Origin of the sequence: Fodinicola acaciae (genome assembly GCF_010993745.1) — a bacterium.
GTDB classification, from domain to species: domain Bacteria; phylum Actinomycetota; class Actinomycetes; order Mycobacteriales; family HKI-0501; genus Fodinicola; species Fodinicola acaciae.
On record NZ_WOTN01000001.1, the window covers coordinates 2206461 to 2221353 of the forward strand.

Annotated in this window: 19 protein-coding genes; 4 read left to right on the forward strand and 15 right to left on the reverse strand. The window is 69.3% G+C overall.

Going from position 1 to position 14893, the window contains the following annotated elements:
* Nucleotide 1: 1 nt before the first annotated feature.
* The 8 genes from rplT to GNX95_RS10265 form a co-directional block, all read right to left on the reverse strand.
* A complete protein-coding gene (gene rplT, locus GNX95_RS10230) occupies nt 2-382 on the reverse strand; it encodes a 50S ribosomal protein L20 (protein ID WP_163506858.1) in 381 nt (126 codons plus the stop codon).
* 78 nt (nt 383-460) lie between these two features.
* Entirely contained in the window at nt 461-655 is a 195-nt protein-coding gene (rpmI, locus tag GNX95_RS10235; protein ID WP_163507970.1) for a 50S ribosomal protein L35, read from the reverse strand.
* A 74-nt stretch (nt 656-729) separates the two neighbouring features.
* Complete coding sequence (gene infC, locus GNX95_RS10240) at nt 730-1239, reverse strand: translation initiation factor IF-3 (RefSeq protein WP_163506859.1); 510 nt, start codon at nt 1237-1239, stop codon at nt 730-732.
* Nucleotides 1240-1538: 299 nt separating this feature from the next.
* On the reverse strand, nt 1539-2006 hold the full coding sequence (locus GNX95_RS10245; protein WP_163506860.1) for a PH domain-containing protein: 468 nt from the start codon (nt 2004-2006) through the stop codon (nt 1539-1541).
* Nucleotides 2007-2027: 21 nt separating this feature from the next.
* On the reverse strand, nt 2028-2363 hold the full coding sequence (locus GNX95_RS10250) for a hypothetical protein (protein WP_163506861.1): 336 nt from the start codon (nt 2361-2363) through the stop codon (nt 2028-2030).
* A 7-nt stretch (nt 2364-2370) separates the two neighbouring features.
* Nucleotides 2371-5463, reverse strand: coding sequence for an AAA family ATPase (locus tag GNX95_RS10255; protein ID WP_163506862.1), 3093 nt, complete (start codon nt 5461-5463; stop codon nt 2371-2373).
* A gap of 214 nt (nt 5464-5677) precedes the next feature.
* Nucleotides 5678-5986, reverse strand: coding sequence for a hypothetical protein (locus tag GNX95_RS10260; protein ID WP_163506863.1), 309 nt, complete (start codon nt 5984-5986; stop codon nt 5678-5680).
* Nucleotides 5987-6017: 31 nt separating this feature from the next.
* Nucleotides 6018-6809: a class I SAM-dependent methyltransferase gene (locus GNX95_RS10265; protein WP_163506864.1), complete on the reverse strand. Its 792-nt coding sequence runs from the start codon at nt 6807-6809 to the stop codon at nt 6018-6020.
* A 65-nt stretch (nt 6810-6874) separates the two neighbouring features.
* On the opposite strand from GNX95_RS10265, the gene GNX95_RS10270 reads away from it, so the two are divergent.
* Entirely contained in the window at nt 6875-7807 is a 933-nt protein-coding gene (locus tag GNX95_RS10270; protein ID WP_163506865.1) for a hypothetical protein, read from the forward strand.
* Nucleotides 7808-7900: 93 nt separating this feature from the next.
* Entirely contained in the window at nt 7901-8803 is a 903-nt protein-coding gene (locus GNX95_RS10275; RefSeq protein WP_163506866.1) for a phytanoyl-CoA dioxygenase family protein, read from the forward strand.
* Nucleotides 8804-8880: 77 nt separating this feature from the next.
* Here GNX95_RS10275 and hisG read toward each other — a convergent pair whose 3' ends face one another.
* Together hisG and GNX95_RS10285 are read right to left on the reverse strand one after the other, a co-directional pair.
* A complete protein-coding gene (gene hisG / locus GNX95_RS10280) occupies nt 8881-9750 on the reverse strand; it encodes an ATP phosphoribosyltransferase (RefSeq protein ID WP_163506867.1) in 870 nt (289 codons plus the stop codon).
* Between the two features lie 7 nt (nt 9751-9757).
* Complete coding sequence (locus tag GNX95_RS10285) at nt 9758-10021, reverse strand: phosphoribosyl-ATP diphosphatase (RefSeq protein WP_163506868.1); 264 nt, start codon at nt 10019-10021, stop codon at nt 9758-9760.
* A gap of 120 nt (nt 10022-10141) precedes the next feature.
* Here GNX95_RS10285 and GNX95_RS10290 point away from each other — a divergent pair, with 120 nt between their 5' ends.
* Together GNX95_RS10290 and GNX95_RS10295 are read left to right on the forward strand one after the other, a co-directional pair.
* Nucleotides 10142-10369: a hypothetical protein gene (locus GNX95_RS10290; protein ID WP_163506869.1), complete on the forward strand. Its 228-nt coding sequence runs from the start codon at nt 10142-10144 to the stop codon at nt 10367-10369.
* A gap of 9 nt (nt 10370-10378) precedes the next feature.
* Nucleotides 10379-11113: a hypothetical protein gene (locus tag GNX95_RS10295; RefSeq protein ID WP_163506870.1), complete on the forward strand. Its 735-nt coding sequence runs from the start codon at nt 10379-10381 to the stop codon at nt 11111-11113.
* Here the strand turns inward: GNX95_RS10295 and GNX95_RS10300 are convergent.
* The 5 genes from GNX95_RS10300 to GNX95_RS10320 form a co-directional block, all read right to left on the reverse strand.
* Complete coding sequence (locus GNX95_RS10300; RefSeq protein ID WP_163506871.1) at nt 11095-11355, reverse strand: hypothetical protein; 261 nt, start codon at nt 11353-11355, stop codon at nt 11095-11097. The genes GNX95_RS10295 and GNX95_RS10300 overlap by 19 nt on opposite strands.
* A 104-nt stretch (nt 11356-11459) precedes the next feature.
* Nucleotides 11460-12626, reverse strand: coding sequence for a cytochrome P450 (locus GNX95_RS10305; protein WP_163506872.1), 1167 nt, complete (start codon nt 12624-12626; stop codon nt 11460-11462).
* A gap of 15 nt (nt 12627-12641) precedes the next feature.
* On the reverse strand, nt 12642-13472 hold the full coding sequence (locus GNX95_RS10310) for an ABC transporter permease (RefSeq protein WP_163507971.1): 831 nt from the start codon (nt 13470-13472) through the stop codon (nt 12642-12644).
* The gene (locus tag GNX95_RS10315; RefSeq protein WP_163506873.1) at nt 13472-14311 is read right to left on the reverse strand and encodes a DUF4097 family beta strand repeat-containing protein; all 840 of its coding nucleotides are present in this window, start codon (nt 14309-14311) and stop codon (nt 13472-13474) included. Before GNX95_RS10315 ends, GNX95_RS10310 begins: the two co-directional genes overlap by 1 nt.
* Nucleotides 14312-14338: 27 nt before the next feature.
* On the reverse strand, nt 14339-14842 hold the full coding sequence (locus GNX95_RS10320) for a toxin-antitoxin system HicB family antitoxin (RefSeq protein ID WP_163506874.1): 504 nt from the start codon (nt 14840-14842) through the stop codon (nt 14339-14341).
* Nucleotides 14843-14893 lie beyond the last annotated feature (51 nt).

Genomic DNA, 14893 nt, shown 5'->3' on the forward strand with positions numbered 1-14893 from the left:
ATCAGGCGGCCGACTCGCCGGTGTGACCGACGACGGCTTCCTTGGCGACCTTGACCAGAGCGGCGAACGCCGGCGCGTCGGTGACGGCCAGGTCGGCGAGGACCTTGCGGTCGACCTCGACACCGGCCAGCTTCAGGCCCTGCACGAAGCGGTTGTACGTCATGCCGTTCTCACGGGCCGCCGCGTTGATGCGGGTGATCCACAGCTGCCGGAAGTCGCCCTTGCGCGCCTTGCGGTCGCGGTAGGCGTACGTCGCGGAGTGGAGCAGCTGCTCCTTGGCCTTGCGGTACAGCCGGGAACGCTGGCCGCGATAGCCGCTGGCCGCCTCAAGCGTGGTCCGTCGTTTCTTCTGGGCATTGACTGCCCGCTTCACGCGCGCCACTTGTCCACCTATCTCATCACTGTCCCGCGCCGGCGCGGGATTACGTCTGCGGTCTGTTCGGTTCTGGCGTTGCGAAGGTCAGCGGGCGAGCATCCGCTTCATCGTCTTGCTGTCGGCCGGCGAGATGTCGACGATCGCGGACAGCCGGCGGGACCGCTTGCTGGTCTTGACCTCCAGGCGGTGCCGGCGGTTGGTCTGCTCGCGCTGCAGCTTGCCCGAACCGGTGATGCGTACCCGCTTCTTGGCGCTGCTGTTCGTCTTCTGCTTCGGCATGTTCTCCTCGTCCTTCATGGCGGCGGCCGTCGGCTCCGGCCGGCGGTTGCCGGCGGAGTGCGGTGCGGCAGCCGTTATTTCGCGGTCTTCAGTGCACGGTGCGGGGCCATCACCATGATCATGTTCCGACCGTCCTGCTTGGGCTGAGACTCGACGTAGCCGAGCTCCTCCACGTCCTCGGCGAGCTTGCGCAACAGCCGGAAGCCGAGCTCCGGACGGCTCTGCTCGCGACCACGGAACATGATCGTGATCTTGACCTTGTCGCCGGCCTTCAGGAACCGCTCGACGTGACCCTTCTTGGTGTCGTAGTCGTGCGGGTCGATCTTGGGCCGAAGCTTCATTTCCTTGATGACCGTGAGGGTCTGGTTGCGGCGGGCTTCGCGGGCCTTCTGCGCGCTCTCGTACTTGAACTTGCCATAGTCCATGAGCTTGCAGACCGGCGGCCGCGCGTTGGCCGCGACCTCCACGAGGTCAAGGTCGGTGTCAGATGCCAGTGCTAGCGCTTTGTCGATCGGCACGATGCCGATCTGCTCACCCTCCGGACCGACTAGACGCACCTCTCTGGCGCGAATCTGGTCGTTCACACGCAGGTCGACGCTGATGGGGCCTCCTTGGACGGAACCATTTCTTCTTTCTTACTGCCACTGCTTGCGCGGGCCCCGAATACAACAAAAAGAGCCCTGGGCTATGCCCGGGGCCCTCGCTGAACCGGCCTTTGACTGCGGCAACGCCACAGCTGGCGACGAGGTCCGTCGCCGGGACCGGACCCGGACGCCTGATGGTGCGACGGCGACTCGGGTGGGAGCGGGGCTCCACTTGACGCCACCCGCTCGCACGGGTGGTCGGTCAGCGCAGAATACTAGCAGGCCGGTCGCGGCCGCTGCTAATCGCCGTCCGCGTCACCGTCGCGCGACGCCGCCAGCAGCGCCCGCAGGCCACGCACGGCGGCGACCGCGCGCTCCTTGTCCTGCCGCTGGATCGCCATCACCGCGACCTGGTCGTCGTCGGCGAGGTCCAGCGTGGCCCACGGCGAGCCGTCGTCGAAGCGTACGGCCGTGACCACCTGCCACGGCAGCTGGTAGGAGCCGACCATGTTGCGGATGCGTACGCCCTTGCTGTCGGCGTAGACCCGCGGCCTGGTGAACCAGAGCACCGCCAGCCCCATCAGGATGCCGAGGCCCACCATCGCGATCTGGTCGCCGGTGCTGAAGTAGCCGCCGCCTTCGGTGCGGCCGGACAGGCCGAAGGACAGCAGTCCGAACAGGATCACGATGAACGGAGCCACGAACCAGCAGACCTGCGTCAACCGGCGCGGTTTGGACTGGACGACAGGCGGACGCTGCTCACTCACGGCTCCAGTGTGCCGCACCCGTCAGTTGCTCAGGAACAGCGGCTGCCACGGCAGCAGGTCCTGCCAGCCGGGCCGGTCGAAGGCCCACCGGGTCATCACGTCGTGCACCAGCCGCTTGTCCGAGGCCACCGCCTGGAAGTGCCGGTCGGGGCCGCCGTCGCGGTATTCGACCTGGTATTCGCCGGTCGGCGCGAAACCGACCTGGACGTAGGTCTGCGGCGTCGCCAGCCGGTCGATGATGACGAAGTACTCCTCGCCGCTGTCCATGTCGTCCAGCAGTTGGAGGATCAGCTCCTCGGACGGGTCGTCCCAGGTCTTCCCCGACGAGGTGCTCGCGCGCAGTGCCGGCTCTGTCATCGTCCGATCATGACGCACGCGACCGTACGATCCACCGGCGCGGCAGACCGGGACCGGGCTCATATACGCAGTCCGCGCCGGTGACGATCGCCGCTTTCAGTCGCGCTCCGAGGTCCGCGTCGCCGGCGGCCACGGCCTCCAGCGCGCGGCGCAATGCCTTCTGTACGGCCGTACGCGCGCGTTCCTTGCTGTCGACGAACGTACGCGCGCGGCCGCCGACGCCGGTGTGCCGCGCGATCTCGCCGAGCAATGCCTGGCGCTCGGCCCTCGCGCGATCGACGCGGCCGAGGTCGGCGCAGGCTTCGGCGTCCGCCAGCTCGGCGTCGATGTCGGCGAGCCGGTGGCGGTATGCGTGTCGAGCCGACGCGTCCAGCACCTCCTGCGACGACTCGCCACCGATCCAGCCGGCCAGGTCCCCCGCCGGCACCGACCGGCCGGGTCGTCCGAGCAGGACAGCCAGATGCGCCATGCCGCGCGAGTGCGCGACCTCGACGGTCCGCGGCCCGATCCGGAAACACCAGCCGCGACCGTCGCGCTCGAGAACGCCGGTCGTCGCCTCCGCGGCTCGTCGTGCCGCCGCGTCCGCCCGCGTACGCCAACTGGCCGCTCGCCGTGCCAGCCCCATCTCGGCGGCCGCCGCAGCCGCCCCGCGCCAGTGCGCGATCGCGGCCTCCTCGTCGCCGGTCGCGGCGAGCGCATCGGCAAGCTCGCCACGCGCCAGGCAGGCGAACGGCCGGTTGCCGAGCTTGTCGTTGTCGGCCACGGCCGCCGCGAAATGCTCCGCGGCGACCGCCGACTGCCCGGCGACCATCGCGCAGACGCCGAGCGACCGCTCGACGGATCCGAGGCAGACGACCGCGAAAGACGTGAGTGCCGCGAGTCGTGCGTACGGCTCAAGCCTGGCCGCGGTGGCGGCGGCCAACTCTCGATCGTCGAGCAACCGGGCCGCCTCGGCCGACAGCACCTGCAGCCCCAGCCAGGTCGACGACAGCCGCTCGTCGTCCGGACCACGCGGCTGGTAGGTCGCCAGGCAGCGCCGAGCGCCGTCGAGGTCACCGCCGGCGGCCATCACCAGCGCCGCCATCGCCGCGTACGCCTTCTCCGGACCGTACGCGGAAGCGTGCAGCTCCGCCGCCACCGGCCCGAGCTCGCCGGCACGGTCCTGCAGCCAGCGGATCGTCAGCATCTGCGTGCCGAACCAGCCGTACGCGTCGGGATCGCCGGCGGCCAGACCACCGGCGAGGCAGCCTTCCGCGCGCTGCTCCGCCTCGGCGACTTCGCCGTCGCGCAGCAGCAGCATGATGTCGAGGATGTCGACGACATAGCCGATCCCCAGATGGCCGAGCGACCGCGCGCGTACGCGCAAATCCGCCAACGCACGCTCGGCGTCCGGATCTGCGACCAGAAACGCGTCGATCGTGGCCCAGCAGCGGCCATAGAGTGCGAGTACGTCGTTGCCGGCGCGCGTCGCGACCTCGACAAGCTCCCGTGCGACGGCGATCCGTTCCTCGGCACCGGCCGGACCCATCAGCGTGTGGTGGCGCATCGACAGCGCCTCGCCGAGCGCGTCCGGATCGCCGAGCGCGCGTGCGCGCGCGAGCGCCTGCCGTACCGGCTCGTCCGGCCCGCCGGCATAGCAGTCGACGGCCGCGATCCGTGCCTCCAGGCGCACGCGAAGAGCGTGTTCGTCCGGCGGCAGCGTGGCCAGCGCGCGGCGCTGGAGGGCGAGGATGCGCTCGGCGTCGATCGCGGTCACCGTCTCGTTGATCCACACGCCGCCGAGGCCCAACGCGGATCGACCGAGCATGACCGCGTCGGCCTCCGCCGTCGCCGCCGCGCTGGCGACCTCGAATGCCGACCTCGCCGCGGCCAGCTGTCCGGCTGACCGCAGCGCCTCGGCGCACGCGGTGAGCAGTGGCGCGCGCGGTCCGTGCAGATGTCCGCGGTCGAGCACGTCGACGGCTTGAGCGAGCCAAGCGGCCGCACGCTCGTATCCGGTCGCGCGGACCGCGTCGGCGGCCGCGCGCCGGCAGGCGTGCACGGCGAACTCAGCGTCGACCCGGCCCCGAGCCGCCGCGCGTACGGCATGGTGCGCACACCGGGTCACGTGCTCGGAACCGTTGCCTACGGCGAAAATCGCGGCCGCCTTGGCGTGTGCCTCCAGCCGGTCGCCGGCCGGCAGGCTGTCCTCCAGCGCCTCGCGCACGAGGTCATGGACGAACCGCAGCCGGCCGTCGGCTGGCTCGGCCAACTCGGCGGCGACCGCATCGGCGACAACCGCCATCACCGCGCGCGCTGAAACACCACTGATCGCGGCGATCTCCTCGACAGTGCTCTCGGCGCCGAGCACGGCCGCGCGCGCGAGTACGGAGACGGTCGAGCGAGCGAGTGGACGCAGCCGCGCGTCGATCACCTCGCGTACGGTCGCCGGCGGCGGACGCTGGCCATGTGCCACGACTTCGCTGAGAAACAACGGATTTCCACCGGTCGCCGCGCGCAGCCGGACCGCGTCGACGTGGTGCTGACCGACGGCCGCCAGATATGCGCGTACGTCGTCACGCGTCAGGCCTGTCAGGGCGATCGTGCTGCCTTCGCGAGCCAGGTCGGCCAGCGCCACCGCCGACGGCGTGCCTGGCCGCGGCTCGGTGGACCGCCGGCTCACCAGTACGAGCAGCCGCGAGGCGCCGGCCTCGGCCGCCAGCATCCGGGTCACCAGGATCGCGTCCGGATCGGCCAGGTGGAGGTCGTCCAGGATCAGCAGCCGCGGCCACTCGGCGCTGGCGGCGCGTACCGCCTCGACGATCGCCATGAACCGGGCGAACCGCGGGACCCGCTCCTCCCCCAACTCCGGCTGTCCGAGCTCGGAGAGCACCTTCGGCCACGGCCACAACGCCGGTGCGTCACCGCCGGCCCAGCACCGGCCGGTGTGCACCACGAAACCGGTTTTCGCCGCTGTTTCGGCACATTCCCGCAGCAGCCGGGTCTTGCCCATCCCGGGCTCGCCGGTCACCACAACCAGGCCGGCCTGCCCGGCAGCGGCCTCGTCCGCCGCCGCGAGCAGCGCGCGCAGCTCCGTCTCGCGTCCGACGAACGGCTTCACGCCCGGATGGTAGCCGTCAGTCAGCTTCCCTGAGAGCCTGTTGGTAAACGGTGGTGCGTGAGAGTCGAGATCCAAACGTCGCTCTGCCGGTGCCGGGCGGAGCCCCAAATAGCAGCGCAATGGTGGAGTTTCGTCCGGTGCCGGCAGGCGGCGTTTGGGCTCGGCTATCGCGTACCACCGTTTACCAACAGGCTCTAAAGTGCAGCGAGATCCGTCAGTCGTCAGGCAGCGGATCGACCGGCAGATAGACGACACGGACGGTGCCACGGCTGGACAACACGCGTACGACCCGGTCGAGGGTGGAGAAGCTCAGCCGCGTACGGCCGTCTGTCAGTGCCACGTCGACGTGCTCGGCGAACTGCAGGCCCCAGCCGATGACCTGCGCGTCCGCGCGTACGCCCAACTCGGCCACCAGCGCGAAAGCGCGCGGCTGTTCCATGGCCACCAGCCGGTTGACGAACTCGTCGAACTCCTTCTCGTCGTAGAGCGGCGGCCAGTCCTCATCGTCTTCCTCGGCCGGCATGCCATCAGTGTGGCGCACCGCGGCCGGCCCGTCATCCGAGCCGGCGGCCCCAGGTGGACAACAGCGGATAGGAGGCCACCGCCAGCTCCGGATTGTCCAGCAACACAAGGAAAGCCTCGATCGCGGCGTCCGTCGCATAACCCTTGGCGACCAGCTCGCCGCGCACCTGCACGGCATTGGCGCGGTGCAGTCCGATCGCCGGCGTGCCGCCGATCCACGACTCGGAGAAGCCGCGCATGCCGCAGTCCACCAGACCGGCCGCGCGCATCGCGGCGAAGGCGTGCAGGCCCCAACGCTGGTCGCCGCCGCGGTCGTCGACCAGCCGGTGTACGCCGCCGCTGACCTTGGTGAACAGCTCGGCGGCGGCCTCGTCGGGAGCGGCGAGCACCGGCAGGTACGAGCAGTCGAACTCGTCCAGCAGCAGCCAGCCACCGGATTTGAGCGCTCGGACGATGTTGTCCAGCGCGGTCAGGCGGTCGCGCAGATGCAGGAGCACCAGCCGGGCGTGCACCAGGTCGAAATGGCCGGCCGGCAGCTCGTCGGCGACGATGTCGTGCCGCTGGACCCGTACGTTCGGCCGGTCGACGCGTACCAGCGCCGGATCGATGTCGGTGGCCAGCACCGATCCGGCCGGACCGACGTGCTCGGCCAGCCAGTTGGCGATCGAGCCGCCGCCGGCACCGACCTCCAGGCACCGCCAGCCGGCGTCGACGCCCAGCTCGGTCAGCTGGTCGATGGTGACCGGGTCATAGCGGTGCTCCAGCGCGGCGAACCGGTTGGCGGTCGGCACGGTCTGGCTGTTGTCGAAAACGTACGCTGTCATGGCTCTCCCCGACGCAATCGGATTCCGAATGTAACGTCCACCGCGGCGACGGGCAGGCAGCCCAGGTGACCTCGACCCGTAAAGGCAGGCCGGCGGCGCTCCGCCAGCTGCCGGCCGGTCCAGGCGTCTACCGGTTTCGCGACGACCGCGGCCGCACGCTCTACGTCGGCCGCGCCGTCGACCTGCGCCGCCGCGTCGCGTCGTACTGGCGCGACCTGCGCGACCGCCAGCACCTGTCCGCGATGGTCAGCCGAATCGGCCGGGTGGAGGCACTCGCCTGCGACTGGAGACCACGAGGCCGCCTGGCTCGAACGCAACCTGCTCGAACACCGGCTGGCGCCGTGGAACCGCATCACCGGCGGCATGGAGGTGCCGCTTTTCCTGCGGCTGGACGAAAAAGCCGGCACGCTGCGGATCGTACGCACACCGGAGCGCGGCCGGCTTTTCGGACCATACCTCGGCGGCATGAAGGTGCGCGCCGCGGTTTCCGCCCTGCACAGGCTTTTCCGCTCGCGTACGCCACCGACCGGCTCACTGGCGCCGAGCGCGACATGGCGCGCGTACGCGGCATCGACATCGCCGACCGCGACGGTCTGGTCGCCGCCGTCGGGACTCTTCTCGACCGAGACACGCGGGCCGTGGCGGCGGCTCTCGCGGATCTGACCGAAAAACGCGACAAGGCCGCGGCCGAGCTGAGCTTCGAGCTGGCCGGCCAGCTGCAGGCCGAGATCGAAGGCCTCGGCTGGATCACCGCCGAACAGAAAGTCACCGTGCACGGCTGCGCGGACGCCATCGCGTACGGCTGGCGCGACGGCGTGCTGGTGCGTTTGGACATCTGTGCCGGTCGGCTCGTCGAATGGACGCAGCGCAGCTGCGGCGAAGACACCGCACGCGAGCGTATCGCCGCCACGCCGTACGAATGGCACGCATTCACTGAGCGAAACGCCCGGCTCGCGGCGCTGCTGGTTGGCCGCCAGCGGCCGGAAAAGAATTCTTGACGCCGGTCAACCCAGCGGACGGCGCAGGCGTTGACCAAAGTAACGAGCGCTCGCGACCTGACGGGAATTTTCACGACGATAGGCCACAAATCCATGACGATCAGTGACGACGTGCTGAATGCCAGCTGCCGGTACGAGCCGATCGGCGAGGCCGAGCGGCGGCGCTTCCAGGAACAGGGTTGGCTGCTGATTCCAGGTGCTTTGGACGCCGCTACGCACCGACGGATGGTCAATGCCGTCGACACCATATACGCCGAGGAAGAACGCGCCGGCGGACTGCGCGGCGACCGTTCGCTGCACCTGCTCGGTTTCTTTTCGCGCAACCCGGAGTTTGCCGAGCTTCTGGACTATCCAACGACATTCCGCTATGTCTGGAGCCTGCTCGGCTGGAACATCTACAGCCACCACAACCACATCGACGTCAATCCGCCGGTCGAGCCGGGTCCGCTGCCGTGGAACTGGCACCAGGACGGCTATCGGCAGAACTCCGACGTCGACCTCTCGCCGCGACCCATGCTGTCGCTGAAAATCTGCTTCGTCCTTTCCGATCTCACCGAGAAAGGGCGCGGCGCCACCCAGATCATCCCCGGCAGCCACCTGGACAACCAGCTGGCCGGCCGGCCGGCCAAAACCAGCGATCCGTACGTGAATCCGCCCGGCGCGGTGGAAATCCAGGCCGAGGCCGGCGACGCGTTCGTCTTCGACCGCCGGCTGTGGCACTCGCGGTCGCTCAACACCTCTGACGTCACGCGAAAACTCATCTTCGTCGGCTACACGCACCGGTGGATCCGGCCACTGGACGAGCCGCGCTATCACCCCGACGCCAACTGGCAGCTCGGACTTTCGGCCGTACGACGGCAGTTGCTCGGCAGCGGCCCGGACCACGCCAACTTCTGGGGTGTCCGGCAGGACGGCTGGATCGACGACGAGATCCCCCTGCGCGCCGAACTGCGCCGCCGCGGCGTGCTGGACGGCAGCGAACCCTATCTCCGCTGAGTCGTGCTGTGAGTGTGGACAAATCCCGGTAAACCAGCCTCGCGACGCGGGACTTTTCCACACTCGATGTGCCGCAGCTACAGACGGCAGGCGTGGATGTCGGTGGTGAGGATCGCGCGGGCGCCGACCTCGTAAAGCGCGTCCATGATCGGATGCATCTCCGACCGCAGGATCATCGCCTGCACGGCGACCCAGCCTTCGCGCCGCAGCTTGGACACCGTCGGCGACTCGATGCCGGGGGTCAGGGCGGTCGCGCGGTCCAGGATCGCCTCCTCCACGTCGTACGCGAGCATCACGTACTGCCGCGCCACCAGGACGCCCTGCAGCCGGCGCAGCAACAGCTCCACCGCCGGCCATACGGACTCGTCGCGGTCGCCTGGCCGGCGTACGAGCACCGCCTCGGACTCCATGATCGGGTCGAGCACGATCTCCAGTCCTGCGGCGCGCAACGTGCTGCCGGTCTCCACGACATCGGCGATCGCGTCGGCCACACCGAGCCGGATGGAGCTTTCCACCGCGCCGTCGAGCCGGATGATGGTCGCCGCGTGACCGTGCCGCGCCAGGTGCGCCGCGACCAGGCCGGGGAAGGACGTGGCGATCCGCAGTCCGTTGAGGTCGGCCAGCTCCTTCACCGCGCCGGGGCGCGCCGCGTAGCGGAAGGTGGAGCCGCCGAAGCCGAGCTTGAGCAGCGTCTCGGCCTCGACGCCGGCGTCCTGCAGCAGGTCCCAGCCGGTGATGCCGAGGTCGATCTCGCCGGATCCGACGTACGTGGCGATGTCGCGCGGCCGCAGGTAGAAAAACTCCACATGGTTCTTCGCGTCCAGCGCGGCCAGCTCGCGCTGGCTGCCGCGCTGGTGATAGCCGGCCTCCCGGAGCATGGTCGCGGCCGGCTCGGCGAGCGAGCCCTTGTTCGGCAGGGCGATACGCAGCGTACGAGTGGGTTGCATCAGGTCCTCAGAGGTGGGCGTAAACGTCGTCCAGGCCGATGCCGCGGGCCAGCATCACGACCTGCAGGTGATAGAGCAGCTGCGAGATCTCCTCGGCGGTGCGCTCGGTCGACTCGTACTCGGCGGCCATCCACACCTCGGCGGCCTCCTCGACGATCTTCTTGCCGATCGCGTGGACGCCGGCGTCGAGCGCCTTCACGGTGCCGGAGGCCGGGTCGCCGGCCGCGGCCTTAGCCGACAGCTCGCCGAACAACTGCTCAAAAGTCTTCACATCGGTATCTTTCCAGGCCGTCACGATTCCGGCCGCACGGGCCACCGGCCATTCTCACTGACTGAAGAGTGCTTTCTCAGGGAATTGTCAGGTAGTTCACGCAGACTCAGGCTTATGACGGTGGGGACCGGTCGAAGTGATCACGCGATGGACGAGCGGGCTCGTACGGGCCGCGAGCGGCGGCGGATGGCCGCGGTCACGGCGGCCGCGGCCGGCGGTCTGATCAGCCTCACGGTGGCGCTGCTCGGCGCCAACTCCAGCGCGCCGGCCTCCGCCGCGACCCCGACGGTGCACCGTCCCGCGCAGGTCAGCGGAGTGACCGCCGGCACGACCAACCAACGGCGGTGAGCCGGCTCGATGCCTGACACGCCGCTGGTCCGGCTGCCGTACTGCGACGACGCGGACGCGGCACCGATCTTCCGCAGCCATGTGTGCGACGACCGCGAGGACGCCGAGCTGCTCATCGTCGGCGGCGACGCCGGCATCCTGGAGGACGCGCGCGACTCGCTGCACCGGCTGGCCGTACGGTGGGCTCCGCGCGGCAAGCGCAGCGAGCTGCACTGGATCGGCACGTCCACCGGCCCGGTCTCGGTCAGCCCGGAGACGCTGCTGCTCGCCGGCCTGTTGGAGGACCAGGGTTTTCCGCTGACCGTCGACTTCACCGCCGGCACGGTGAGCCGCGACGGCACGGAACCACTCGAGCTGGCCGGCGTCCCGGATGCGCTGGCGACCGACCTGGTCGCCGCCGAGGCGCTGGAAGGCGGCGCGGACGGCGTCGCGATCGCGGTCGGCAACGTCGTACGCGTCGCCGGCGTCGCGCCGCACCGGGTCGGCTGGCGGGTGCCGGCCTGGCTCGGACCGGACGGCTGGCGTCCGCTCCTGCTGCGCGAAGGCGCCGTCGCCGCCGCGCAGGACGGTCGGCGTACGGCCGTCGCGGTGGACGCACAGGCCTGGCGAGCGCAGCGCGCGCTGACCGGCCTGCTGTCCGGTGACGACCCGGCGCCGGAGGTCGGCGCGCTGGTCGTCGGCGACGGTCTGCCGGCATGGCGTACGCCGGCGTGGAGCCAGTACGTCTATCCGGCCTCGGCATAGCCGCGCCACCAGCCGGCCGGCACGCTCGACCGTACGTCCGGCTCCGGTGGCGACATCGCCAGTTCCCAGACGTCGTCGACCACCGCCGGGTCGTCGACGTCCTCGACGCGGATCACCCGGAAGCCGCGCTCGGCGAGAGCGTCCAGGACGTGTTGCGGCCAGCGGCCGAGGACCAGCAGCAGTGGCCCGTCAGCGCCATAGGTGATCTCGGCAGCGCCGCGGCGGATCGTCTCGGTGGCCATAGTTCTCCCCTTGTGCTTGGAAAACTCTGGTCGGGCCGCGGGCCGCTGACCGTGTCGGCCTCAGCGTAAACGGCGCGCTCGACGTGTGTCCAGCGTGATCCTGGCTACCCGCGGAATGTCCGGATCGACCGCGGACTCACGAAATCCGGATGCGGCAGGAACTCTGGCGGCGCCTCGACGCGCAGCTCAGGCAACCGTTCCAGCAGTACGTCCAGCACGATCGCGCCTTCCAGCCGCGCGAGCGGAGCGCCGAGGCAGAAATGGACGCCGCGTCCGAAGGCGAGATGGGGATTGGGATCGCGGGTCAGGTCGAACACGTCCGGATCAGCGAACTGCCGCGGATCGCGGTTGGCCGCGCCGAGCCAGACCTTGATGATCTGACCCGCCGGGATCGTCGTGCCACCGACGTTCGCGTCAGCGCTCGTGACGCGATCGGTCGCGGCGAGAGGACTGAGAAACCGCAACGATTCCTCGATCACCGCCGGCACCAGCGATCGGTCCTCGCGTACGCGGTCGGCCGCGTCCGGATTGGCGTCCAGGCACAAGACCGTGTTGCCGATCAGGCTCGTCGTCGTGATGTGGCCGGCGTGCAGCACCAGACTGGCGAAACTCACGATCTGGTCGTCGGTCAGCCGGTCGCCGTCAGCTTCGGCCCGCAGCAGCAGCGTCAGCAGGTCGTCGCGCGGCTGCTTTCGCCGATCCTCGACGTAACCGAGAAAATAGTCGCGTATCGACGGCGTGTCATTCTGCGTGTCATTCGGCGTGTCATTCTGCGTGTCATTGTCGTCCGATCCGCCGATCGCCTCGTCGGCCCATTGCCGGAACAACGCGCGATCCTCACTTGGCACGCCGAGCAGCTCGGCGATGACCGTCACCGGCAACGGATACGCCAGCTCCTCGACCAGGTCGAAGCGATCGCCGACGCCGTCCAGGATGTCGTTGGCCAGCGTACGAATCCGCGGCGCGAGGCCGGCGACGATCGCCGGTGTGAACGCGTGGCTCACGAGTTTTCTGATCTTGCGGTGTTCCTCGCCATCCAAAGTGGACAGTGCGTCGTCCGGAAACCTGTCGGCGAGCTCTTTGGGCAGCACGCCGTCCGTGTCACCGGTGAAGGTCGCCGCGTCGGTGAGCACCTGGCGGACCTCCGGATAGCCGAACACGTGCCAATAGCCGTACGTGTCGAACATCCCCCAGTCCTGGTGGAATTCCACCGGTTGCCCAAATGTGCCGCCGCGCATCCAGAAATGCGCCGGATGAGTGTCCCAGGTCATCGGTCTCTTCCTTCGTCAGTTCACGCGTTGCATTGCTTTGTCACGGCGTGCGGCGACACTCGACCCGGACTCACGGCGCGCCATCCGCCGCAGCATTCCCGGCGCCAGCAGGAGTCCCAGAGCACTCCAGACCGCCAACACGCCAATGGTCTCGAGATGGCGCCACGACTGTCCGATCTCGACGGCCGCCGCGCCGGCCGGCAACAGTGCCGACCGCATGCCCAAACCCAGCCAGTAGAGCGGAAACACCTGTGCGATTCCCTGCAGCCAGCCGGGAAGTGCGGTGATCGGATAGAAGATGCCGGAGACGGCGGTCAGTCCGAAGATCGGCAGGAGCAACAGGTTGAGATTGCGCGCGTTCGCGGTGACCGCACCGAGCACCGCACCGATCGGAATCGTCGCCACCATCCCCAAAGCCAGCACCCATGGCAGTGTCTCGGCTCGTACGCTGACACCGCCGACGATGAACGCGCCGGGAATCAACACGACCAGCAGATCGACGATCAGCGAACCACCGACGAAAACGACCTTGCCGATCAGATAGCCGGACATGCCGTGCGGAATCGCCTTGCTCCGCAGCAAAGTGCCGTCCTCGCGTTCCATCGCGAGCAAAGCCGCGGTGGTCAGCAAGCCGTTGGTCGCCAGGTTCATCGCCAGCATGCCGGGCAGCCCGAGCGCGCCCAGCGACCACGTGGTGGCCGCGAACGTCTTCTTCTGCAGGAAAAACAGGGCGACGAGCATCAGCGCCGGCCAGAAGAAATGGCCCCAGAGGTCGGCCGCGCTGGTGAACGACTGCCGCAGCTCGATCAGGCCGCGCACGCAGCCGGCGCGTACGGCGCGTCTCATCACCGCGGCACCGGCGTGTCGGACCGGCGGATGACGATGTCGCCGTTGTGCGTACGCGCTCGCACTTCCACACTCGACTCGGCTTTCTCCGGACTGTCGACGGCGTCGAGAAACCGTCGTACGGTCCCGGTCACCGTGTTCGCGTCCAGCCACACCGGTGTCTCCGGCCGTACGCCGACGTCCACGCCGCCGACCGCGGTCGTCAGGTCGACGCGGTCGGCGGACACCTCACCGACGTGGATGTTTCCTTGCGTCGTACGGACATCGACGGCGCCGCCCGCACGGTCGACGTGCACGTCGCCCTTGCTGGCCGTGACGCGCAAGACGCCGGCCACCTCGCCGATCTTGGTGTCACCACGGTCGTTGCGTACGGTCGCCGGGCCGTCTACCTCGTCGACGACGATCTGACCGGCGAGCGTACTCAACTGCAGCTCACCGACCCGATCGATGTCGAAATCGCCGTGGTAGGCCTCAAACCGGCACTCTGCCAGGCGACCTTCGGTCCGCAGCACGACCGCGGCGACGTTTCCGCGTACGGACGAGCCGGCCGGCAGCTCGACGGTCACGTCGATCGAGCCGACACTGCCGAAAAGCTCGGTGAGGACGCCCTTCGCGCTCTGCGCATCCGGATTTTTCGGCGTCACCACGGACAACCGGCCCTCGGCGAAGTCGATCTCGGCGCGCTCGGCGAGCCGTACGTTGGATTTTCGCGACTCGCGCGACGGCGCGACGTGGACGACCGTGTCGGTGCGGTCAGTGGCGGTGAGCTGGATCCGGCTGGCGATCCCGTCCAGCTCCAGGAACAGCGATATCGGCGCAGGCGTGTCGAACGTCGGCATGACAGATGCCTCCAAATGATCAGTGGACTAGCGAAGCCAGCCGGTGTAACGGCGACCGGTGGCGCCATCCTTGGTCGGACCTGTGGCGCCAAGTGTGGCGCCAACGGCACGTACCAGCCAGGCGTTGACGGAGAGGCCGTCGCGACTCGCGGCCTCCTCGATGCGGGCCTTGAGCTCGCCCGGCGGTCGGAAGTTGATACGCGCGGTCGGACCGTCGGCCTCGTACGGCGTCTGAGGAGCCGGTTGTGGAGCCGGTTGTGGAGCCGACTGGGGCGCCGGCTGGTCGGCGCGCTGCCGAGTCACCGCCAGCTCCGGCTCGAAACCGCGAAGTCGCACGTCAACCCTGGTCGGAGCGAGCTCCTCGGTCAGCTCCTGGGCGGCGGCCGAGAGCGCACCGAGCAGCGCGAGCCGGAGCGCCGACTCCAGCGGCACGGCAAGCTGCCGCGCCAACCGCTGCGCGTCGTCGCCTCCGGCAGCCGCGCTCGCGACCAACTCGCGTTGTACGGCGTCGATGAACGGCTTGAGCTCCATGACGCCATTATGGCGCCATCACTGGCGCCAATGCAAGCCAGTGGCGCCACA